The organism is Micromonospora sp. SYSU B005 (assembly GCF_055362685.1).
Genome location: NZ_JAXCFU010000028.1, coordinates 1 through 21595, shown reverse-complemented (window position 1 = coordinate 21595; position 21595 = coordinate 1). Strand labels below are relative to the sequence as shown.

13 protein-coding genes are annotated in these 21595 nt (G+C 72.0%); 3 read left to right on the top strand and 10 right to left on the bottom strand.

What is annotated here, in order from left to right:
* Positions 1 to 160 precede the first annotated feature (160 nt).
* The 4 genes from SM452_RS29670 to SM452_RS29655 all read right to left on the bottom strand — a co-directional run bounded on the left by SM452_RS29670 (position 161) and on the right by SM452_RS29655 (position 2796).
* The gene (locus SM452_RS29670) at positions 161 to 1153 is read right to left on the bottom strand and encodes a P1 family peptidase (protein ID WP_463841164.1); all 993 of its coding nucleotides are present in this window, start codon (positions 1151 to 1153) and stop codon (positions 161 to 163) included.
* A 47-nt stretch (positions 1154 to 1200) separates the two neighbouring features.
* Positions 1201 to 1542, bottom strand: a complete 342-nt coding sequence (locus tag SM452_RS29665) for a DUF1330 domain-containing protein (RefSeq protein WP_355508615.1) — start codon at positions 1540 to 1542, stop codon at positions 1201 to 1203.
* A gap of 48 nt (positions 1543 to 1590) precedes the next feature.
* On the bottom strand, positions 1591 to 2115 hold the full coding sequence (locus SM452_RS29660; protein WP_463841159.1) for a hypothetical protein: 525 nt from the start codon (positions 2113 to 2115) through the stop codon (positions 1591 to 1593).
* 72 nt (positions 2116 to 2187) lie between these two features.
* Positions 2188 to 2796 carry a class I SAM-dependent DNA methyltransferase gene (locus SM452_RS29655; RefSeq protein ID WP_355508619.1) on the bottom strand — a complete coding sequence of 203 codons (609 nt, stop codon included), beginning with the start codon at positions 2794 to 2796 and terminating at the stop codon, positions 2188 to 2190.
* A gap of 165 nt (positions 2797 to 2961) precedes the next feature.
* On the opposite strand from SM452_RS29655, the gene SM452_RS29650 reads away from it, so the two are divergent.
* Complete coding sequence (locus SM452_RS29650) at positions 2962 to 6372, top strand: NACHT domain-containing protein (protein ID WP_463841158.1); 3411 nt, start codon at positions 2962 to 2964, stop codon at positions 6370 to 6372.
* A gap of 34 nt (positions 6373 to 6406) precedes the next feature.
* Positions 6407 to 7327, top strand: coding sequence for an alpha/beta fold hydrolase (locus SM452_RS29645; protein WP_194800411.1), 921 nt, complete (start codon positions 6407 to 6409; stop codon positions 7325 to 7327).
* Here the strand turns inward: SM452_RS29645 and fxsT are convergent.
* From fxsT to SM452_RS29615, 6 genes are all read right to left on the bottom strand, one after another.
* Positions 7305 to 11240, bottom strand: coding sequence for an FxSxx-COOH system tetratricopeptide repeat protein (gene fxsT, locus SM452_RS29640; RefSeq protein ID WP_463841157.1), 3936 nt, complete (start codon positions 11238 to 11240; stop codon positions 7305 to 7307). The two genes, SM452_RS29645 and fxsT, sit on opposite strands and share 23 nt — an antisense overlap.
* Positions 11237 to 12427 carry a TIR-like protein FxsC gene (locus SM452_RS29635; RefSeq protein WP_463841156.1) on the bottom strand — a complete coding sequence of 397 codons (1191 nt, stop codon included), beginning with the start codon at positions 12425 to 12427 and terminating at the stop codon, positions 11237 to 11239. Before SM452_RS29635 ends, fxsT begins: the two co-directional genes overlap by 4 nt.
* Positions 12428 to 12556: 129 nt before the next feature.
* Positions 12557 to 13363 carry an AAC(3) family N-acetyltransferase gene (locus tag SM452_RS29630; protein ID WP_262016253.1) on the bottom strand — a complete coding sequence of 269 codons (807 nt, stop codon included), beginning with the start codon at positions 13361 to 13363 and terminating at the stop codon, positions 12557 to 12559.
* Positions 13360 to 15666, bottom strand: a complete 2307-nt coding sequence (locus SM452_RS29625) for an FxsB family cyclophane-forming radical SAM/SPASM peptide maturase (RefSeq protein ID WP_463841155.1) — start codon at positions 15664 to 15666, stop codon at positions 13360 to 13362. Before SM452_RS29625 ends, SM452_RS29630 begins: the two co-directional genes overlap by 4 nt.
* A gap of 453 nt (positions 15667 to 16119) precedes the next feature.
* On the bottom strand, positions 16120 to 18381 hold the full coding sequence (locus SM452_RS29620; protein WP_355508629.1) for a hypothetical protein: 2262 nt from the start codon (positions 18379 to 18381) through the stop codon (positions 16120 to 16122).
* Positions 18382 to 18391: 10 nt separating this feature from the next.
* Positions 18392 to 20437 carry a hypothetical protein gene (locus tag SM452_RS29615; protein ID WP_463841154.1) on the bottom strand — a complete coding sequence of 682 codons (2046 nt, stop codon included), beginning with the start codon at positions 20435 to 20437 and terminating at the stop codon, positions 18392 to 18394.
* 306 nt (positions 20438 to 20743) lie between these two features.
* Here SM452_RS29615 and SM452_RS29610 point away from each other — a divergent pair.
* Positions 20744 to 21595, top strand: an 852-nt coding sequence (locus tag SM452_RS29610) for a non-reducing end alpha-L-arabinofuranosidase family hydrolase (RefSeq protein WP_463841153.1), incomplete at its 3' end; no start/stop codon positions are given.

Sequence of the window (21595 nt, the reverse complement as noted above, 5' to 3'; positions counted from 1 at the left end):
AGCGACGCCTGCGGCCCGCAGTGTCGCTGAGCCGACAGACCGGACCTTACCGGCGTAATAAGCGACGAAACGGTCGGCGTCGGCCGGAGCATCGGCATCGATGCGGCGGATGATCGGACTCGGCGCCTCGCCGAACGGCCGACGGCGAGAGGGGCGCGGATCAGGCGTACGGCCGGGCCGTGAGCCGTCCCGCTGCCGCCAGCCGCTCGACGGCGGCCCGGTGGGGAACCGCGTGACTGGTACGACCGCCCACGCCGGTGGTGGTGACCGCGGTGAACAGCGAGTTGAGCAGCGCCTCCTCGACCGCGTCCAGCACGCAGGCGAACACCGGATCGATCGCGCCGTCCGGGATCGGCTGCTGATCCGACGTGGTGAACGCGATCGCGTAGTCCCCGCTGGTGTTGCTGAAGGACGCGCCCACCCGGGCCATCGCGAACACGGCCCGGCGGGCGAGCCGGCGGAGCTGGCGCGCGTCCACTGGTACGTCGGTCGCCACCACGATCATGCACGAGTTGCCCGGTGGTTCGGTCCGGTCGGCGGCCGGGACCAGTTCGTCGACGGGTAGCGGCACGCCGAGCGCGGTGAGGACGCCACCGAAGTTGGACTGGACAAGCGCGCCGACCGTCCGTGTGTGGCGGGCGGCCCGGACCGTGCGGGACGAGGTGCCGATGCCCGCCTTGTAGCCCAGGGCGGTGGTGCCGGTACCGGCGCCGACGCAGCCTTCGGCGGGGAGTCCGCCGCTCGCCCCGGCGAGTGCCGCCAGGACGTGGGCCTCCGTGACGGGGCGGCGGCGGATGTCCGACAGGTGCCCGTCGTTCGTCTCACCGACCAGCGGGTTGAACGACAGCCCGTCCGGCCGGCGCTCCATCAGGTGACCGAGCAGCGCGTCCGCCGCCCGGAACACCGACAGCGTGGCGGTCAGGACCACCGGAGATTCGAGTACGCCGAGCTCGTCCACCTGCGTCGAGCCGACGAGCTTCCCGTGGCCGTTGCCGGTGTACACCGCGGCGGGCAGCGTCCACCGTCCGGGGCCGAGCCCGCTCGGCACGATCGCGGTGACGCCGGTGTGCAGGTCGGCGCCGTCGTCGACGGTGGTGTGACCGACCAGGACGCCGGGGACGTCGGTGATCGCGTTGTGCGGCCCGGTGGGCAGCGACCCGACGACGATCCCGAGGTCGCGGGGGCGCCGCCCGGGCCGGCTCAGGACGTCGCCGCCCGGATCGCCTGCACGATGCCGGTCGGGGAGTAGTCGTCGGGGACGCCCTCGACCAGGATGATGTCGCCCTCGATGTGCCGCGAGCGCAGCGGCGCGATCTCCTGGTAGGCGGGCGAGTCCCACCAGGCCCGCGCCTCCGCGATGCCCGGGAAGCCGAGCATCACGACGGCGCCGGGCCAGGCGCCCTCCTTCACCTCGTGCGGCGTGGCGTGCACGAGGAAACGGCCGCCGTGCGGAGCGAGGGTGCCGGGGAGACGCTCGATGTACTCGGCGATGTCCGGGTGCGGGGCGGCGTCCTGGAGGTGGGCGATGGCGTACGCGGGCATGGTGTCCTTCCGGCCGTCGAACTCCGAACGCCGATCCTGACACAACGGTCAGCACGCTTTCTCGCCCATTTCGGTGAACTCGTCCAGCGGGACCGTCCGCACCACCTCCCCGCTGTCGTCGAAGTCGGTCACCAGGACCGACCCCGGCCGTAGCTCAGCCAGTTCGGCGATCCGGAAGTCCACGCCCTCGGTCCGGAAGCTGTTGTCGTGGGTGGCGCCGGAGACCTGGAACGCCGCCTGTGCGTCGACCACCGGCCCGGGCGGAAAACCCTCAAGGGGTACGAGGGCGGGCGCGGCCGCCTCGCGTGGCACGTCGTACTTCCGTCTCGGCCGGTACGGTCGCTCCGACATCGGCGCACCGGCCGACTCCGTCACTGAGTTGAGCACCACGACGTCGGGCGGCCGGTCCGCGCACCAGGCGAGCACCGCGTGCGGCCGGCCACGGGCGTCCACTGTGAGGCCGGTGACGCCCTTCACCTCCGGTGTGCAGGCGGTCAGCCCGGCCAGCACGATCAGGGCGGCGGCCGGTGTCGCGACGGCCCGGCGTGTCCTCGTACCCGTTCGCGTGGCCATGCTCCGACGGTGACAGCGCCGTGCCACTCCGCGATCCGCGTTCGGTTGCGGCCTGGTGACGATGGTGGGCGCTCAGGCCCCGGACGCCACGGCCGCGACGGCGGCGTGCGGACGGTGGGCCTCGTCGTCGAGGCGCGTCAGGCGCTCGACCTCCGCGAACCCCGCCCGCCGCAGGCGCGCGGAGAACTCGTCCACCGGCCAGCGGTACGCGGTGGCGACCTTGTGGTCGAAGGCGCCCACCTCGTCGCCGACGAAGATGCCGGCCACGAGCCGCCCACCCGGCACGATCGCGCGGCGGAACTCCGCCAGCACGCCGTCGAGTTCCGGTGGCGGGAGGTGGATCAGCGAGTACCAGGCGAGGATGCCGGCGACGGAGTGGTCGGGCACGGCGAGGTGGTCCAGCGACCCGAGCCGGTACGCGCCGTCCGGATGCGTCGCCCGCGCGTGCGCGACGAACTCGGGAACCATGTCGATCCCGGTGGCGTCGACGCCGAGCGAACGGAGATGGTCGGTGAGGTGACCGGGCCCGCATCCGAGGTCGAGCACCGGACCGGTCCGGACGGTCAGGTGCCGGCCGATGAGCGCGAGGTCGTCCGCGTGCACCTTGCCGGTGGTGCCGAACAGTTCGATGTAGAGCGTCGCGACCGCCCCGTACGCCTGCCGTACCCGTGTGTGGTCCACCCGTCGACCATAGGGGTCGGACGCCTTCGCCGCATTTACCGGATGAATGAGATGAATGAATGGAAAAGTCGTCGTAAAGCCGCCGCCCGGTGAGGAATCGATAGCTTTCCGTCACTGAAGTTTCTATCCTTGAAGAATCCGATCGCCAGCAGCGGAAGGGGCGGCATGCCGCGCCGTTCGAGCCTCAGCTATCGAGATGCGTTACGACTGCTGGCCCCGGGCAGCACGCGCATCACCGAGACCGACAAGGTCGTCAGCGCGGGGATCCTGAGCGCCGGAGCCCTCTCCCACGGTACGGCGCTCGCGTTGCTCGGCCCGAAGAACGCACTCGTGCAGCTCGTCCGGGACGCCACCGGAAACCAGGCCGGCCGCATCCGGACGACCGGCGGGAAATCGTATTACGAGCTGCTGGAGGCCAGCCATACCGTGCTGGCGCTCTCCGCGTTCTTCGACGGTTTCCGGGACGAGGTCGGGCCGGGTTTCGACAGGCTGGAACTGACCGACGAGGAAAAGGTCGGCATGGTGCCGGCCGAGCGGCGGCACCACACGCTTCCGCAGGAGATCGACGGCGGCTACTTCCCGTTGCCCTCCTCGGTGTACGGCATGGACGACACCCGCCGGGACGTCAAGGCCGCCTACGTCAGGCTCTACGACGCCACGATCGCGTTCTGCGAGGGCCTGGCCGCGTGGCCGTCGGTGCGGCGCGGGCTCGACCTCACGTCGCTGGGCTCCCGAGTGGTGAGCCGTTCCATGTCGCACTACCAGGACCGCTTCGACCGGCTCGCCACGGACCTCCCCGAGTTCGGGTTCCGGATGATGCGGGAGGCGATCGAGCACAACCTGAGAGACAACCGCACGCTGACCACGGAGGTCTCGGCCCGGCTCGACGCGCTGGCGCAGCTCTACCGCAACCTCGCCGAGCTGTCCGGGCCGGTCGCCGCCGACCGGCCCGACCTGCTCCGTGAATCCCTCGACCGGCTCACCGGCTCGCTCTCGGCGGTGTTCCGGCAGCCGCTGCTGCGGATCAAGGACGTCGACTTCCACCTGCGACTGCCGAACGTGGACAGCGGCTTCATCAGCCCCGACTTCCGGGCCGCCGAGTACGGCAAGCACACCTCTCCGGAGCGGGAGGCATGGTGGGACGACCAGCCGCGCCGGGGTGACCTCGTCGGGTTCCTCTCCCGCTACCTGACCGACCCGGCGAGCCTGCACCGTCCGCTGCTGCTCCTCGGCCAGCCGGGCGCCGGCAAGACGCTGCTGACCCGGGTGATCGCGGCCCGGCTGCCGGCGACCCGCTTCACCGCGATAGTGGTGCCGCTGCGCCGGATGTCTGGGGACACGTCGCCGACCGAGCAGATCGAGGCCGCGATCGAGCAGGTGATGGACGAGCGCATCCGCTGGGCGGACCTGCGCCGGGCCACCCAGCACACCACAGTCGTGGTGATCTTCGACGGGTTCGACGAGCTGGTCCAGGTCACCGGCACCGCCCACTCGCAGTACATCGACCGGGTGGCCGAGTTCCAGGAGACCCAGTGGGACCTGGGCTACTCGGTCATTCCGATCATCACGTCCCGGATCCTGGTGATGGACCGCGCCAGCGTGCCGCAGGGCACCGTGCTGGTCCGGCTGGAAGACCTGACCGACGCCCAGGTGACCGCCTGGCTGGCCGCCGTCAACGCGGCGAACGAGGACCGGCCCGGCTACCGTCGGCTGTCCGCCGGGGAACTGCTGTCGCACGGCGAGCTGGCCCGCCAGCCGCTGCTGCTCACGCTGCTCGCGATCTACTACAACGAGCACTGGGCCGACCGCCGTCCCGCCGCCATCTCCCGGTCCGACCTGTTCACCGGGCTGCTCACCGCGTTCATCAGGCGGCAGGTCAGCGAGAAGGCGCCGACCGCGCTCGCGCACCACGAGCGGGAGGCCCGCGAGCACCAGCTCCGGCGCGACCTGGCGATCACCGCGTTCGCCATGTTCAACCGCAACCGGGAACTGGTGAACCGGGCCGCGCTCCGCCTCGACCTGGACTGCTTCGGCTCCCGCAGCGGTGACGGCTCCCGGTTCGAACTCGGCGACGTGCTCGGCCCGGAACAGCTGGTCACCGCCGCGTTCTTCGTGGTGTACGGCCCGGACGACGTGCAGGGCGAGGACGCCCGGCGCACGTACGAGTTCCTGCACACCACGATCGGGGACTTTCTGATCGCCGAGTACGTCGTCGGGGCGCTGCGGAGCCTGGCCGAGCTGCGCCGGCACACCCGCAGCCCGGCCGGCTTCGGCTATCAGCTGGACACCGGTCAGTTCCGGGCGCTGCTCTCCCACCAGCCGCTGGTCAAGCGGGAGGCGCTGGTCGAGTTCGCGCGGGATCTCAGCTCCCGCCATCCGCAGGAGCGGGACGCGATCGTGGAGACCATCGCCGGCCTGCTGGCCGAGGCCCGGCAGCGGACCGACCTGGCCGGCGTGGACGGCTACCGGCCCGCGCCGTACGACCCGGTGCGGCTGCTCGCCGCGTACACCGCGAACCTGGTCGCGCTCGCCGCGCTGGTGTCACCCGACGGCGTACGTCACACCGACCTGATGGACGAGGCGACCTGGGTGTCCACGGTCCGGCTGTGGCGGGCAGGGCTGGACGAGAAGGGCCAGCTCGCGATGATCAGTTGGCTCAACCGGGACGCCGACGGCCGGATCATCGCCGAGCGGCGGCGCGAACGCCGGGGGGAGACGGTGAACGTGGCCGCCGAGGAGGCGCGGCTGCTCGGCGACATCACCACCTACGGCCAGTTGCAGGCGGGCGCGCGGACGTGGCGCGGCCAGCAGCCGGACAGCTTCGAGGCCGGCCGGTTCCACGCCGACCTGGTGTCGCTCGCCACCCGCCGCTGGCCGGTGCCGTCCCTGCACCAGCTCATCCTGTACGACGAGCGCAGCTACCGGCGGCTGTGGGCGCGTGCCGTCGAGTCACCGGAGGCGGTGTCCAGCACGAGCGCCACGGTCCTGCTGGAATGCCTCGCCGAGGACGGCGCGCAGTTGCCCCGCGAGGTGGTGTGCGGACTGACCCGGGTGGCGCTGAGCCGGCTGCCCGACTCGCCCACCGCGCCACCCGAGCTGATCATCTCGTGTCCGTACCTGATCGACGAGTTCCCGGAGCTGGTCGACTCGCTCGGCACGACCGACGACCACGCGGTGCTGCACGCCCTCATCCTGCGGCACGGGCTGCACCGGCTGCCGCAGCGGTACGTGCCCCGGGTCCGGCGGGTGCTCGCCGACATCGAGGACCGGCTCGCGGAGCTGCCGCTGGAGGACGGCGTGGTGTCGGCCGAGATGGCCGAGCAGTTCGCCGCCGCGCGGGTCGACAACCGCACCGCGCTGTGGCTGCTGATGGCGTTGGACGAGTACGCCGACCTGGCCTGGCCGAAGATCCCGCCGAAGACGATGCACGCCCTGCTCGCGCACCGGCTGCCGGACGAGTTCCTCGACGAGGCGAGCCTGTGCCGCCTGCTCCTGGACTATCTGCGGGCCCACGACCGGGTGCCCGCCGAGGTCTCGCTGGCGTCAGCCCTCGACACGCTGCGCGCCGCGGTGTGACCCCGTACCGCCACCACCCGTCCGGAGGCCCCGATTGGCACACTCGCCCAGGCACCGAGAGCACATCGTCCGGACGGGAAGGAGGAACCTGGCGGTCGACATCGCCGGGGCGGAACGCGGCTGGCCCGTGTTCCTGATGCACGGCACACCCGGCAGCCGCAACGGTCCACGACCACGGTCCATCGTGCTGTACCGGCTCGGCGTACGGCTGATCTCGTACGACCGGCCGGGTTACGGCGGCTCCAGCCGGCTGCCCGGCCGCCGCGTCGCGGACGCCGCGGCGGACGTCGCGGCCATCGCCGACGACCTGGGCCTGGACGGGTTCTCGGTGGTGGGGCGCTCCGGCGGCGGTCCGCACGCCCTGGCCTGCGCCGCGCTGCTGCCGGACCGGGTACGGCGGACCGCGGTCCTGGTCGGCCTCGCCCCGGCCGGCGCGACCGGGCTGGACTGGTTCGGCGGCATGACCGACGCCAACGTGCGCGACTACGGCGCCGCCGAGCACGACGTGCCGATGCTCGCCGAGCAGTTGCGGCTGCGGGCCGAGCGCACGATGGACGACCCGGGCTCGCTGCTGGCGCTGCTGGTCGGGCAGATGACCGAGGCCGACCGCCGGGTGGTGGCCGGGGTGCCGATCCGCCGGCAGCTCACCGACGCCTATGCCGAGGCGCTGCGCCAGGGGCCGCACGGCTGGATCGACGACGTGCTGGCACTGCGCGCCGACTGGGGCGTCACGCTCCCGGACATCCGGATGCCGGTACGTCTCTGGCACGGCGCGGACGACAACTTCGCCCCGGCCAGCCACACCCGCTGGCTGGCCGAGCAGATCCCCGGCGCGCAGTTGCACGTGCAGCCGCGCAGCGCGCACTTCGGCGCGGTGGAGGTGCTGCCGGAGATCCTCGCCTGGCTGGCCGATCCGGTGGAGCGGGCCACCGTCAGATCGGATGCGGGTCGATGATGCGCCGCTGCAACCGGTTCTCCCGGAGGGTTTCGACCGCCGGGTGGCTCTCGCCCAGCCGGTAGGTCAGTTCGCGGGTGACCGCCTCCAGCTCCGCCCGCCGGCCGCCCTCCACCCGCTCCTGCATCACCAAGAGGTTCGCCCGGCAGCGCAGTGTGTTCGGGTGGTCGCGGCCGAGCATCCGGTCCAGGCCGTCGTGGGCACGTCGCAACAGCGCCAGCGCCTCCAGGTCCGCCGCCTCCCGGCCTTCCGGCGGGTCGGGCTGCTCGGCGATGCAGATGGCCTGGTTCATCCACCCCGAGAGGGGGTACGGGTGGTCGTCGCCCAGCACGTCGGCGAGCGCGTCGGCGGACTGGCCGGCGAGCTGCCGGGCCTCGGCGAAGTCCCGGGCGCGGCGGGCCACCATGGCGAGGTTGACCAAGCAGACGAGCGTCAGCGGGTGCCCCGGGCCGAGGTTGTTCTGGTAGACGCGGTGCACCTCGGTCAGTTCCCGGCTGGCCCGCTGGAACAGGTCGACGGTGAGCAGGTTGACGGACAGGCTCAGCCGGCAGGTCAGCGTCTCCGGGTTGTCCGGCCCGAACCGCTCGTTCAGCAGCTCGTACGCCGCTTCGAGGAGTTTGCCCGCCTCGACCGCGTGCCCCGCCGAGCGCAGCGACACCGCCAGGTTGGTCTGCGCGCGCAGGGTCATCAGGTGCTCGGCACCGGCCGTGCGCAGCAGGTCCCGGTGGACGCCGCGGAGCCGGGCGATGGACTGCTCGTAGTCGCCGGCGTCGCGCATGTCGATGCCCACGTACGCGGACGAGGCGAGCGTGTCCGGGTGGTCCTCGCCGAGGATCGCGCGGCGCCCGGCCAGCACCATCTCGTCGTTCTTGCGGGCCTCCCGGAAGTCGCCCATCAGGCGCTGGGTGGTGGCGAGGTTGTTCAGCGCGACGAGGGTGCGCGGGTGCTCCTCGGTGAAGTTCCGCTTCCACGCGTTGAACGTGATCTCGTCCAGGCGTAGCGCCTCGTTGTACTTGCCCATGCCGCGCAGGTCGCGGGCGAGCCCGCCGGCGGTCATCAGGGTGTGCGGGTGGTCCTCGCCGAGCAGTTCCCGCTGGGCCGCGAGGACCTCCTCGTCCAGCGCGCGGGACTCGGTGAACTGCCCGAGGAAGGCGAGGATGTTGGCGAGGTTGAACTGCAGGTGCAGCAACTGCCGGCGCAGGTCGTCGCGCGCCCGTGCGTCGGTCTCCTCGGCGAGCATCTGCTCCCAGGTCTGCGCGACCTCCTCACCGAGCCGCCGGCCGGTCTCCAGGTCGCCGCGCAACTGGAGGTAGCGGACCCGGTCGATCATCAGCGCCCGCACCTCCACCCGGCGGCTCAGCGGCGCCTTCGACGCCTCCAGGTGCGGCCAGATGACCCGGAACCGGGGCCAGCCGTCGGGGTCGTCCACCTCGCCCTCGGGACGGGCGGCGGCGAGCACGAGGTGGACCTGGCGGCGCGCCTCGTCGAGTTCCTCCTCGGTCATCCGGGACCGGACGGCGTGCTGCAGCAGGCGGTGCATGAGCACCAGGCCGCCCCGGCCCCGCTCGCCGCCGGACGGGCTCTCGGCCCGCAGGTCGACCCGGACCAGGGCGAGCCGGTTGGCCTGCTGCACCAGTTGCTGGCGGACCAGCCGTTCCTTGGCCTGCGGGTGGAACGGCACCAGCGCCTCGGCGAACTCGTCGCTGTAGACCAGGTCGGCGGAGATCTCCGGCGCGAACACCGAGCACAGTTGCAGCACCCGGTAGGCCGCCGGGTTCCGGGTCCGCAGGTGGTTGAGCGACAGCTCCCAGGTGGCCTCCACGGAGACGTTGCTGTTCGGTTCCATCACCGCGCCCGGCCCGAACTTGGCGATCTCGGTGAGGTAGCTGTCGACCGAGTGGCCGGTGTCGGCCAGCCACGCCGCGGCGGCGGTCACGGCGATCGGCAGGTCGCCCAGCAGGGCGGCGATCCGGTCGGCCTGGTCGACGCGCATTGTCGGCACCCGCTCGGTGAGGTGCTGGATGCTCTCCGCGCGCTTGAACACGTCGACCGGGATCGTGGTGGCCCGCTCGACCCACTGCAGGTTCCGGGACGTGATGACGACGTGGCCCTTGCCGTCCGGCACGTACGGCAGGACGCCGTCGACCTCGTCGGCGTTGTCCATGATCAGCAGCCACCGGAGGTCGGTGCGGCGCAGCGCCTGGAGCACCAGCCGGGCGTTCTCCCGGTTCGATTCCGACGACGGCACGCCCAGGTAGGGCGCGAGGTCACCGATGGCGGACTCGATGAACGGCACCTGGTCGGCGTCGATCCACCACACCATGTCGTACGCGGCGCGGTAGCGGTGGGCGTACTCCAGCGCGAGCTGGCTCTTGCCGATGCCGCCCATGCCCTGCAACGCCACCGGCCCGGTGCCGGAGAGCACCACCTTCGGGCTGCTGCGCAGCAGCGTCCGCAGCTCGCGCAGGTCCGCCTCACGGCCGGTGAAGCGCTTGTTGCGGCCCGGCACCTCGAACACCGTGTTGTCCCGGCCGGGGAACCGGGGACCGGTAGGCAGTTCCAGGTCGGCGGGCACACCCTCGCGGCCGACCAGGCGCAGGATCCGCGCGGCGGCGGTACGCGCCTCCAGCCCGGCGACCGAGACGGTGTGCGCGGCGGGCACGTTCGCCAGGCGCCGCACGTCGGCCACGTAGACGACGAGCGGCACCTGGTCGGGCGAGCGGTCCGGCGCGGCGAGCACCGCCTCCTCGTTGGCGTTCGCCTCGGAGACGATGATCAGCTCCCGGGCGGTCCGGGGCGCCTCGTCGTCGGTGAACCACGGGTCGGTCACCCGGACGTCCGCCGAGACCAGCAGGTGCCCGATCCACTCCGCCCACACCCGGTCGTACGGGGCGTGGCGGAGCATGATCTCGTTCTCCACCGAGTTGGAGGTACGGGTGAACCGGGCGTTGACCCGCTCGCGGATCGCGCTGCTCATCGGCGGCAGCGACTCCACCTCGCCCCGGGTGATCTCCCGGGCCAGCAACTCGTACGCGGACAGCAGCGACCCGTTGACGCCGGGCTGGTCGGCGAACGTGGCGAGCAGTTCCTCGTACGCGTAGAACGCCTGGTAGGGCACCTGCATCCGGGCCCAGTACCGGTCCCGTTCGGCCTCGCTCATGGCGCTGGGCAGACCACTGAAGCGCTGCCGCGCCACCGCCCGCCCGGTGTCCGCCTTGACCTTCTCCGCCGGGTCGATGCGCATCGGCACCGGCAGCACCCGGATCCGTCGCGACCCGTACCGGTGCTCGACCAGCCGCGCCACCTTCGCCGCGCCGGTGATGCCCTGCTCGCTGAGGGTGAAGCAGGTGACAAGCACGTCCGGCAGTTGGATGGTGCAGATGTCGGCGACGTCGGAGAACCCGGTGCGGCTGTCGATCAGCACGTAGTCGTAGTTGCGCTTCATGTCGGCGCGCAGCGCGTCGAAGAAGTAGCCGCCGCCCTGCCGCTCGTAGAACTCGTCCCAGTTCATCCCGGCGAGCGCGCCCGCGTAGTCGTTGTTCTGCTGGCCCGCGCCGAGGAAGTCCAGCGTCCCGTCACCGGGGAAGTTGGACCAGTTCAGCGAGAACGAGTACTTGTGCACCCGGGCGTACTGCTCGTGCCAGCGGTCGTCGCCCTTGTCCTGCTTGGTGGTGGTCGCCCACTCGTACTCCCGGATCAGGTCGATCACCCCGCCGGTGCTCTCCAGCGCGTCCCGGTCGATGAACGGCGCGAAGAAGCGCGACAGGCCGGGGGACTCCAGGTCCCAGTCGACGGCGAGCACCCGCTTGCCGTTGGCGGCGAGGATCCAGGCGACGTTCGCCAGCGCCATCGTCCGGCCGGTGCCGCCCTTGTAGGAGTAGAAGGTGACGACCTGTCCCTCACGTCGGGTCATGTGTCCACTCCCTCGTCGGACGGCGGGTTCTCCCAGAGCCGGGGCTTGTTGATGGGCGGTCCCGGTGGCGGGTAGGTCGGCCCCGCCTCCAGGTAGCGGCGTCGCATCCGGCGGACCAGATCGTGGATCTCGGTCCGCCAGTCGTCCCACGTGGTTATCTTCAGCGGGCGTGTGGTGGCGGAGAGCATGGTCACCGCCCGGTCGAGCAGCCCGGCCGCGTGTGAGCGGTGGGCGTGGTGGGCGTCCTCGCTGATCAGCACGACCCCCACCCAGCCGTGCAGGCAGTCGACGGCCGCCTGGACGGCCTCCGCGCCGTCCGGCGTCTCGACCACCAGAGGATCGATCATGAGTACGCCCGGACAGGACCGGAACAGTCCGGCGTCGGGGACGAAGTCGCGGACGTCGATCGGCATCCGCAGTCGCTGCACCGCGTCGGTCACGTCCTCGATCACCGGTGGCCGGCCGCGGAACGGGCGCCACCGGCCGGCGTGGGTGTCGGACCGGCCGTTGAGCCGCCCCGGGTCGACCGGCTGGTCGGGTGCGATCACCACCGCCCGGAACGGCACCTCGCTGGTCGGGGACGACGGCAGGTCGGTCGGGCCGGTCGGCGGTTCGGCCGGTTGCAGCGGCGTCTGCTCGGCGGTGTCGACGATGTGCTGCGCCAGGCGGCCCAGCACCTCCTTGTAGGCGTCCTGGAACTTCTGGAGCCGGCAGAGCGCGCTCATGCCGTTCGCGGCGTACACGTCCACGTCGGCGGCCATCGCCACGGCCCGGGCCTGGTCCGGCGCGTGGAGGGCGGCGGGCGACGGGATCCACAGGACCGGCAGGATGTTGTCGCCGTCCGGCGGGCGGCCGGCCCGGATGAGCCGTTGCCGGAACCACTCCCGTTCCCGGCGCGAGTCGTCCCGGTTGAGGTAGTCCGGCGAGTACAGCGGGACGAACACCTCGGCCTCGGCCAGCGCGGTGCGTTTTCGTTCCGTCCGGGCCTCCGGCGGCCGCACCATGAAGTCGGCGAAGCCCTGCCGGCGTACCCGGTCGCCGGGCCGGCCGTCGATCGCCAGGTTGAGATCGTGATAGAAGCGGCGGACCCAGTGGTCGCCCGGGGTGCGGTCGTTGTGTGTCGGCGGGGGGACATAGCTGAGGAAGAAATAGGGCGGGCCCGGCAGCGTGGGCCGCTCAGAGGTCACGACGACACGACCGTTCCACGGGACGAGTGTCTGACCCCCAACCGGTAACGATCACGCGCTGCTCCCCAGTCGACACGATGCGGCGTCTATCGATCAGGGTAGAGAGGTTGCGCTCGGGTTACCAGGCCCTCACCGTCCGATGTGGGCGTCCATCCAGGCGACGGCGGCGCCGACCGCGTCGGATATCGGCAGCAGCCGGGCCGGTGCGTCACCGACTGTCCCGTGCCGGGTGAACGCCGCCCGGTCGAGTTCCGCGCCGATCGCCGGGAAAGGGGCCGCATCCAGGTGCGGAGCCTCGAAGTCGAGCCGTTCCCGGCGGCCGTCGCGCAGCACGTAACAGCGGTACGGACGACGCGGCGCCGGACGGCGCAACCGGTACTCGGCGAGGTGCAGCGCGGTGCATGTCGCATAACCGACACCGAGCAGCAGCGTCCGGGCGCCGGCCGCCTCCAGGGCGGCGAGCGGGGACCGCTCCCCGAGATGGGAGTCGAGGTCGTGGACGCGCATCAGCTCCGCCGCCCGCGGCCCCCACGCGCTGAACGACGTCTGCGGGTGCCGGCTGCGGACCGCGCCGGGCAGCCGGCGTACGTGCTCGGCGAACGCGCCGACCCCGAACGACGGCGTCACGGCCGGGTCGAAGCCGGGCATCCGTTCCTCGTACGCCAGACGTTCCTCGTCGGTGAGCCCGGCGGTCGCGGCCTGGTACGCGGGGCTGCTCACCGAGTTGTCAGGGGTCTGCGCCGGGACCACGACGGTGCCGGACGGGCCGACGGCGGCCCGCAGGGCGTCGGCCAGCGTGGCCGGCCCGCCGTCGACCGGTCCGAGCGCGCGCAGGGAGCAGTGCACGAGCACCACGTCGCCGGGGCCGAGCCCGAGCGCGCGCAGGTCGGCGGTGAGCGTGTCGACCCGGTACGCGGGCGGAACGGCGGTGGTCACGACGGCCACCCGGACATCGAGCGGGCGACCTGCCGGACCAGCCGCGAACCGGCCGGGGTGAGCGCGTCCGCCCGTTGCAGCGCGCCGATCGCCTCGGCCGTCCAGTCGCGGTACCGGCGGTAGACCGCCTGCGCGCCGTCGACCTGACGGTCGGCCCGGATCCGCCAGATGTCGGCCACCGCCACGTGCGCGTAGATGCCGTGCAGGACGGCCTCGGCGGGCCGCGGGTCGGGCCGCCAGCCCACTGTGATGTCGATCGGGCGGGTGCCGTCGACCAGGTCGCAGACGTCCAGCAGCGCGTTCATCTTGCTGTGCTGGAACTCGTGCACGAGCAGCACCGCGAGCGAGCCCGCGTCGGTCTCCGTGGCCGCGACGCCGCCGAACGCCTGCCGCGCGGTCGACGCCTCGCTGACACCCGCGCCGCTGCGCCGCAACGGGACCACGGCCCGCAGCCCGGTACGCAGTTCCTCGGCGTGGCCGGGCACCTCGTCCCGGATCACCTGCCACGCCGCCGCGAACGTCTCGGCCCAGCGCGCGGCGCCCGCGTCGTCGAGCCGGTCGCCGGCGGGCAGCCGGTGGCAGTCGCGGTGCGGGTCGCCGTCCTCCAGCAGGACGCTCACGTCCGGCGTGGCGAGTACGCGGGTCGGCCACCACCGGGGCGCGTCCCCGGACGTCCCGGGGCGGATCGCCACGCTCACGTCCCCGGCGGTCACCCGCAGCGAGCCCGGGCCGGTCTCGACCCGTGCGGTGCCGTCGCCCACCTCGGGCAGCAGCACGGTGCCCACCGTCGGCAGGTGCAGGCGGCCGGACCGCACCGGCACGTCGAGGCGTACCGCGGTGCCGGCGTCGATCGCGGCGGCGGCCGCGAGCGCGCTCAGGTAGTCGGGCCCCTGCCGGGCGCCGGTGCCGGTGCCGGCGAGGCAGTCGACAGCCCACGCCCGCACGTAGGGATGGGCCGCTATCCGGGCCACGGAATCCGGCGCACTACGGTCGAGCGCGGTCAGCGCCTCCCAGCCGTCGGCTCCGGCCCCGCCGGCCGGCAGCCGGTCGGCCACCTCGGCGAGCAGCGCACGGACGATGGCGATCTGTGCCTCCACGAGCCGGCCGATGGCGACCCGGTCGCCGGTCGGCGCCGCGAGGCGGTCGAGGAAGTCGTCGGGCAGGCCGGCGTCGAGCCGGACGGGTGCCGGTCGGTTCTCGTTCACGTGCACGATCAGCTCTTTCAGATCAGCGCAGTAGACACTCGGATGGTCGAAGTGCCCGGCGCCGTACCGGTGGGCGAACAGTCCGCCGCCGCACTGGTCGACCACCGGACACCGCCGGCACTCGTCGCTGAGACCGGCCCGGCCGGAGCGGCGGCGGGCCAGGAGCGGGCTGGCCGCCACGTCGTCGGCCGCGTGCGAGAAGACGGTCATACCGGTGGCCGGCGCGCCGTCGTACGCGGTCTTGAGCGAGTCCGCCTGCTCCCACTCGCCGTCCGTCTCGATCACCGCCAGGTCGACCGGATCGAGACCGAGCCACTCGGTGCCGCTGGGTCCGCCCACGGCGGTGGACAGCAGCGAGTCGAAGAGGCGGACGGCGACCGGCCGGCCGTCCGCCCGCCAGCGGTCGTAGACGGCGCGCAGCCAGCCCGCGTACGCGGTGCCGCCGCCGACCGGCCGCCACGGGGGGTCGTCCCAGGTGGCGTGCGGGAGCAGGAAGTCGATTCGCGGTGGCTCCTGGGCGAGCAACGACTCGTAGACCGCTATCGGGTCGTTGCGCACGTCCACCGTGCAGAGCAGGCCGGCGTAGATCCCCCGGTACGCCGGGCGGCGCAGCAGGGCGAGCGCGCGCAGCACCTGGTCGTAGCTGCCGGCGCCGGACCGGAAGCGCCGGTGCCGGTCGTTGGCGGCCCGGTCGCCGTCGAGCGATACGCCCACCGCGACGTCGTGGTCGGCGAGCAGGTCGCAGAACCGTTCGGAGAGCAGCACGCCGTTGGTCTGCATGCCGATCCGCAGCCGGGTGACCGGGCCGATGACGCGCCGCAGGTCGGCGAGCACCTGACCCAGTCGTTCGGGGCCGAGGAGCAGCGGCTCACCGCCGTGCAGGACGACAGTGACGTCCGGCAGCCGGTGGGCGGCGGCATGCTCGGCGATCCGTCCGGCCGCGGCCCGGAGCACGTCCGGCGTCATCCGCACCGGGCGGCGGCGCCAGCTCTGGTCGGCGTGTTCGTAGACGTAGCAGTGGTCGCACGCCAGGTCACACCTGGCGTGCACCTTCAGGACGAACTCGGTGAGCGCCGCGCGGGCCGGCCCCGGGGACATCGCAGATCAGATGAACGAGCCGAACTTCGCCGCGGGGACCCGGGTCTTATCGAGGTGAGCCGCCATCACCCGGCGCACTATCGGGGATATGTCCGCTGCGGAGAGCCGGTCGAGGGGCTCCGCGCGGACCCTGCCCAGCGACACCGGGGGCTCTTCCTGGCGCATGGGGACGGTAGTCATGACTTTTCCTTAGGTTCGTGTATGCGCCCGTCGAGCACAGCAGCGACGGCACACTATTAGCTCCGGGGGATCCAGCACAATGGACTCATTGGCGCGAAGGTGAATCTCTGGACGGTTCGCCGGCCGGCGTCGTCGTCGCCCGGGGGAGCGACCGTAAGGGATCAATTATGCGTCTTTTTACCCATCTAGGCTACGAATCAAAAGTCCAGACTTTTGCAGAAATCGTCCACCCCGATCCCCTGGTCAGCCGAGGGGCCGGGGTGGACGAGCGGCTCAGACGGCCGGGCCGCTCCCGGACGGCGTGCCGAGGCGGATGTCGACGTCGGCCGGCTCGGTCATCTGGTCGTACGCCTTGGTCCGGAGCCGGTTGGTCTGCACCTCGCCGTCGAGCAGCGCCGCCCGCAGCGCCTCCGCGTCGCTGATCTCCTTCGCGGTCACCGCGTCGGCCGCGGTCGTGACGCCCTGCACCACCTCCAGGTGGGTGCCGTCGGTGGGCATCAGCTCGGTCCACTTCGCCAGGCAGTACACCCGCTCGGGCACGTCCTGGCACTCGGTGGTCAGCTCGGGCATCTCGTCGCCGGAGCCGAGGTGGCCGGTCCGGTAGGTCGTCAGCTCGTCCACGAACGCCTCCAGCTCCCGCTCCACCTCCGGTGCCAGGCGCGTCGCCACCACCTTGCCGAAGATCCACCGCAGCGCGGTCAGCTCCATCCCGGCCCGTACCGGCAGGTAGAGCTTCGCCCAGCTGGCGTTGACGAAGTCGCCGGGGTCGCGCTCCGGGGCGCGGGCGTCGCCGCCGGACCACCAGCCGGGGTACGCCACGAACGACGCCCGCTCCCAGTCGAAGACCCGGTGCCAGAAGTCGATCTCCCACGCCTCGTCCCGCACGCTGGCCGGGAAGTGCGTCTCCACGATCTGCGAGACCATCTCGTTCACCGGCGAGAAGCCGGCCCGCAGCCGCGCCTCGAACTCGTCCCCGGCCGCCTCCGCCGCGGCCAGCGCCTCGTCGCGCCGGTCCTGCCACTCCTGGAGATCGGTCAGGTAACCCGCGACGAGCGCGTTGTACGCCGCGTCGTCGGCGGTCTGGTCCACCACCGTCGGGGTACGCCGGAACCCGGCGGCGAGCTGCACGTCGGCACCCGGACCCGCCAGCCAGCTCCGGGCGCCGACGTGCACGCGTACGCGCAGCACCGGCCGCCCGTCCGCCTCGGTGACCACCGGCACGCCCACCACCCGGGCGGCGATCGCGTCCGGCGGACGGCGGGTGATCAGCGTGAGGTTCTGCCGGATCGTGTCGACGTCGCCGTCCCACTCCCAGCCGGCGTCGAACGCGACGTCGACGTCGTAGTCGGCGCTCATGTCGCCGGTGAATCCCCACTTGTCGAGCGTGACCACGGGGGAGTACACGACGCGCGTCTCCACCGCGGCGGGTGCGCCACGCGGCGGGCGCTCCGGCTTCACCGGCATCGGGGGCAGCGCGGCGACCGCGTTGTCGCGGATCCGCTGCCGTCCGCCGATGATCTTCTGGGCGAAGGCGAACGCCGGATCCTTGATCGTGGGGGCCCAGCAGACCCGTGCGCCGTACCGCTCGTGGGCCAGCTCCAGCCGTTGCAGCACCTTGAAGTAGTGCAGCGTGATCGGCGTGGCCCGGTTCGGGTTGCGGACGGTGCGCTTCGAGGACGACTCCGCGCCGGTCTCGGTGACCAGCTTGAAGTCGGTCTTGTGCTGGGTGCGGTAGCGCGCCGCGACCTTCGAGGTGGCGGTCCGGCTGTCCTTCACGGCACGGCGGCTCGTCTCCTGGCTCGCCGCGGTGACGCTGCTGGCGAAGCCGATCGTGTGGCTGGCGTTGAAGGTGCCCCAGATGCCGGTCGGGCTGGTGTACTGGCCGGTGTGGCTCGCGTTGAGCCCCCAGGTGTCGGTGAGCGACTTCTGCCGCTCGAAGCCCTCCTGGAGTTCGGTGGTGAGCGCGCTGGTCAGCTCGACGTCGGTCTGCTGTTCCGACTCGTTCTGCTCCTCCAGGGTCAGCTCGCGCTTGGTGTAGGTGCGCTGCTCCAGCACCGCCTCCTCACCGGGGGCGAGCGCCAGCGCGTAGACGTGCTCGCCGAGCGCGAAGCCCACCGGCCGGATCCGGGTGCGGTCGAGGAACGCGATGCCCACGTCGGACTGGAGCAGGCCGGCGAGGAACTCCGCCTGCTGGTCGCCGAGCAGCGTCTGGCGCCGTGCCGGCGGCTCCCGGTACGACATGCCCGAGTCGACGCCGGGCAGCGCCTCGGTGGCGGCGTCCATGTCGTTGGCCTTCCACATGTCGTAGAGGCCGAGTTCCTTGAGCAGGTGCGGCAGCCGGTCGCCGTCGAGCCCGCCGTAGCGGATCGCCTCGATCAGCGCCTGCTTGACGTAGAACGGCAGGATGGGCGTCTCGCCACCGCCGAAGGTGAGCCGGACCGGTACGAAGTAGTTGGAGTAGACGTACCGGTCGGAATGCGCGGTGCTGAAACCAAGCGTCGCCGGATCGGCGTCGGCGACGACGACTCTGCCCATCGGTGCTCCTCTACAGCGGCAGTGTGAACAGGGTTTGCAGGCCCCGGTACGCCATCTCGTGCGAGGTGACGAAGAACCCGGGGAACAACTGGCTGAGGGCGGCCTGTCGGACGACCGTCTCGCGTACGGCGTGCGCGGTCAGCTCGTCGAGGCCGGCGACGACCTCGGCCGGCACCCCGCCCTTGGCGGCTCGCTGGTACGCCTCCGCGATGGCCTCCCAGCGGCCGTCGAACGTCTCCCCGAGGTCGTCGGCGACGGTCCCCCAGGTCTTCTCGAAGCGCTCCAGCTTCGTCGAGGACGTCCAGTCGACGTTCGTGACGCGGGCCGCCTCGGGGTCGACGAGCAGCAGGTCGGAGCGGAGGTCACCGACAGTGGTGGACGCCTTCCACCGGAACCGTTCGGCGAGGTGGGTGGCGAGCGCCTTCTCCGCGCCGGTCGCGGCCGGGTTTCCGGTGAACCCGACGAGGCGCAGCAGCAGGTCCCGGTCCGGGTGGCCGAGCAGCATCTGGGCGACCGTCTGGCGCAGCACCGCCTCGGAGCCGCGCAGCGCGGGCGCCAGCTCCGGGTGGGCCGCGCGGACCGCCTCGACCACCGTCGCCAGCGACTTCTCCGCGAACGCCTCCAGGCCCGGTGACCGGCCGACGAGCTGCGCGACCTCGGCCGCCATCCGCCGGTGCACCTGCTGGCCGAGCCGCCACGGTTGCGCCTGCCCGGCCTTGCGCAACGCGCGGAACTCCTCGTACGCGACGGTCTGGAGCGCCCTGTTGAACGCGGTGGTCAGTCGCTGCTCCAGTTGCCGGGCGATGGCCGCGCGCACGACGGCGGCCTGGATGTCCCGGGGTGTCTTCGGCGGCTTCAACTCGCGCAGGTCCTCGACCCGTTTGATGATCTCGTCCAGCGCCTCGTTCAGCTCGGCCCGTGTCGCCGCCCGGCCGGCCGACGACACGGTCTCCGACATGCTCGCCATCAGCACGGGCCGGCCGTCGAGGCTCACCAGCGCGCCGAGCCGGGTGCCCGCCCCGGCGCCGGCGAACGCCTCGGCGTGCGCCGCCTGGTTGAACAGGGTCAGTGTGAGTTCGGCGTCGGCGAGCAGCACCCGGCCCTGCCGGAACAGCGCGTCGAGCACCTTCGGGGGGAAGAGCGTCCGCAGCATCGCGAGGCCCACCTGGGGCGCGGCGAGGATCGCCGCCCGGCCGATCGCCACCAGCAGCGCGGCCGTCCGGGCGGTCAGCAGGCGCGCCTCCCGGGCGCCCGCGAGCAGCAGCGGCACGTACCGGACGGCGGCGCGGACCGCGACGCCGCCGAGCAGCCGGGCGAGATGCACCAGACCGGTGAGCACCTGGTAGAGGTCGCCGGCGACGCGGCCGAGCAGGCGGCCGGCGGCGAACGGGTCGAGGTCGTCCAGGTGCCGGGCGAACTCGGCCGCCCAGCCGCGCCACAGGGCCAGCAGCCGTTCCGGAACCGTCGTCGGGTCCAGCGCGGCGACGATGCCGGCCAGCGCCTGGCGTACGACAGTGGCCTGGTCGGCGAGGCGCTGGACACCGGCGCGGGGGTCGACTGTGAGCACGATGAGCGTGGTGAACTGCTCCTGCTGGAGGCGGCCGATCAACTGCACGAGCTTGCCGAGGTCGACCACCACCGTCGCGACTGATTCCCCGACGCCGACGGCGAACCCGTCCAGGAACAGCTTCGGGTTGATCCCGTTCCAGGCCGCGTAGTGCCGCATCGCGTCGAGCAGTGCGGGATCGAGGCCGAGCAGGTAGCGACGGAACGTGCCGTCGGAGTCGACGTCGGAGGCGGCCAGGTCGAAGAACGCCTCGGCCAGTCGCAGTCGCGCGAGCATCGAGACCAGGTCCCACACGTTCTCCGGGGTGATACGGCCGGTCATCGCGGCCAGCACGCGCTCGCGGGTCATCGAGCGTGTGGCGTGCGCGTCCATCCAGTACTTGACGGTCAGCGCGACGAACTCCACCCGTGGGTCCTGGGTACGTGCGCCGAAGACCGCGGCCCGGTCCTCGGCGGACACCCGCGGCACGCTGAACCAGTCCCGGATCATGACGGATTCGTTCGTCGGCTGCCCCACTTCCCCCACCCCCTCCAGCCGTGTGCACTGTCGGGCCGCGGTGCGGGCAGCGGTAGTGCTGGGTCGAGAAGCTGACATGGTCCCCCGACGGCGCGCTCGCCGGTCCATCGACTGTTACGACTTGACGAACGACGTGTTATCGCTCACAGTCGATGGCACGGGGCGGCGGCATCGATGGCCCACCGGGCGGGCGCGGATAGCCGCGTGGCAGGCCGGGTGTGGGATCAGTGCGCTACGACGAATTGTTAGCGCTCACAACATGTGATCAGAGGGAGGAACATGTTTGCATTCGGTAGGTCCCCATCGACGGTGTCGCCGCCGCGACGGCGCGGATGGCTGCCGCGAGTCGTCGCGTCCGGCGCGACCGCGGTACTCGTCGGCGCCGCCGCGGTGGCTGCCGTGTCCGCGCCCGCCGCCGCCGCGAGCGTCGACACGAACGCCTGGTACGTCCTGGTCAACCGCAACAGCGGCAAGGCGCTCGACGTCTACAACCTGGCCACGAACGACGGCGCGCGGATCGTGCAGTGGTCCCGCAACAACGGCAACCAGCAGCAGTGGCAGTTCGTCGACTCCGGCGGCGGCTACTACCGGCTGAAGTCACGGCTGTCCGGCAAGGTGCTCGACGTCTACAACTGGTCGACCGCCAACGGCGGCAGCATCGTGCAGTACTCCGACCTCAACGGGACCAATCAGCAGTTCCGGCTGGCCGACTCCGACAGCGGCTACGTCCGGCTGATCAACCGCAACAGCAACAAGGTGGTGGAGGTGCAGGGCGCCTCGACCGCCGACGGCGGAAACATCGTCCAGTACGACGACTGGAACGGCGCCAACCAGCAGTGGCAGCTCGTCCGGGTGGACGGTGGCGGCGGTAACCCCACCACGCCGCCTCCGACGACGCCGCCTCCGGGTGGCACGTGCAACCTGCCGTCGTCGTACCGGTGGTCCTCGACGGGTGCGTTGGCGCAGCCGCGCTCGGGCTGGGTGTCGTTGAAGGACTTCACGGTGGTGCCGTACAACGGGCAGCACCTGGTCTACGCCACGACGCACGACACCGGGTCGTCGTGGGGGTCGATGAACTTCGGTCTGTTCTCGAACTGGTCGCAGATGGCTTCGGCGTCGCAGAACGCGATG

Excerpts from the sequence above, each read along its gene's own strand:
- SM452_RS29665 (WP_355508615.1), bottom strand. The coding sequence starts at position 1,542 with ATGCCCGCGTACGCCATCGCCCACCTCCAGGACGCCGCCCCGCACCCG.
- SM452_RS29660 (WP_463841159.1), bottom strand. The coding sequence starts at position 2,115 with ATGGCCACGCGAACGGGTACGAGGACACGCCGGGCCGTCGCGACACCG.
- SM452_RS29650 (WP_463841158.1), top strand. The coding sequence starts at position 2,962 with ATGCCGCGCCGTTCGAGCCTCAGCTATCGAGATGCGTTACGACTGCTG.
- fxsT (WP_463841157.1), bottom strand. The coding sequence starts at position 11,240 with ATGACCCGACGTGAGGGACAGGTCGTCACCTTCTACTCCTACAAGGGC.
- SM452_RS29625 (WP_463841155.1), bottom strand. The coding sequence starts at position 15,666 with ATGTCCCCGGGGCCGGCCCGCGCGGCGCTCACCGAGTTCGTCCTGAAG.
- SM452_RS29620 (WP_355508629.1), bottom strand. The coding sequence starts at position 18,381 with ATGGGCAGAGTCGTCGTCGCCGACGCCGATCCGGCGACGCTTGGTTTC.
- SM452_RS29615 (WP_463841154.1), bottom strand. The coding sequence starts at position 20,437 with ATGATCCGGGACTGGTTCAGCGTGCCGCGGGTGTCCGCCGAGGACCGG.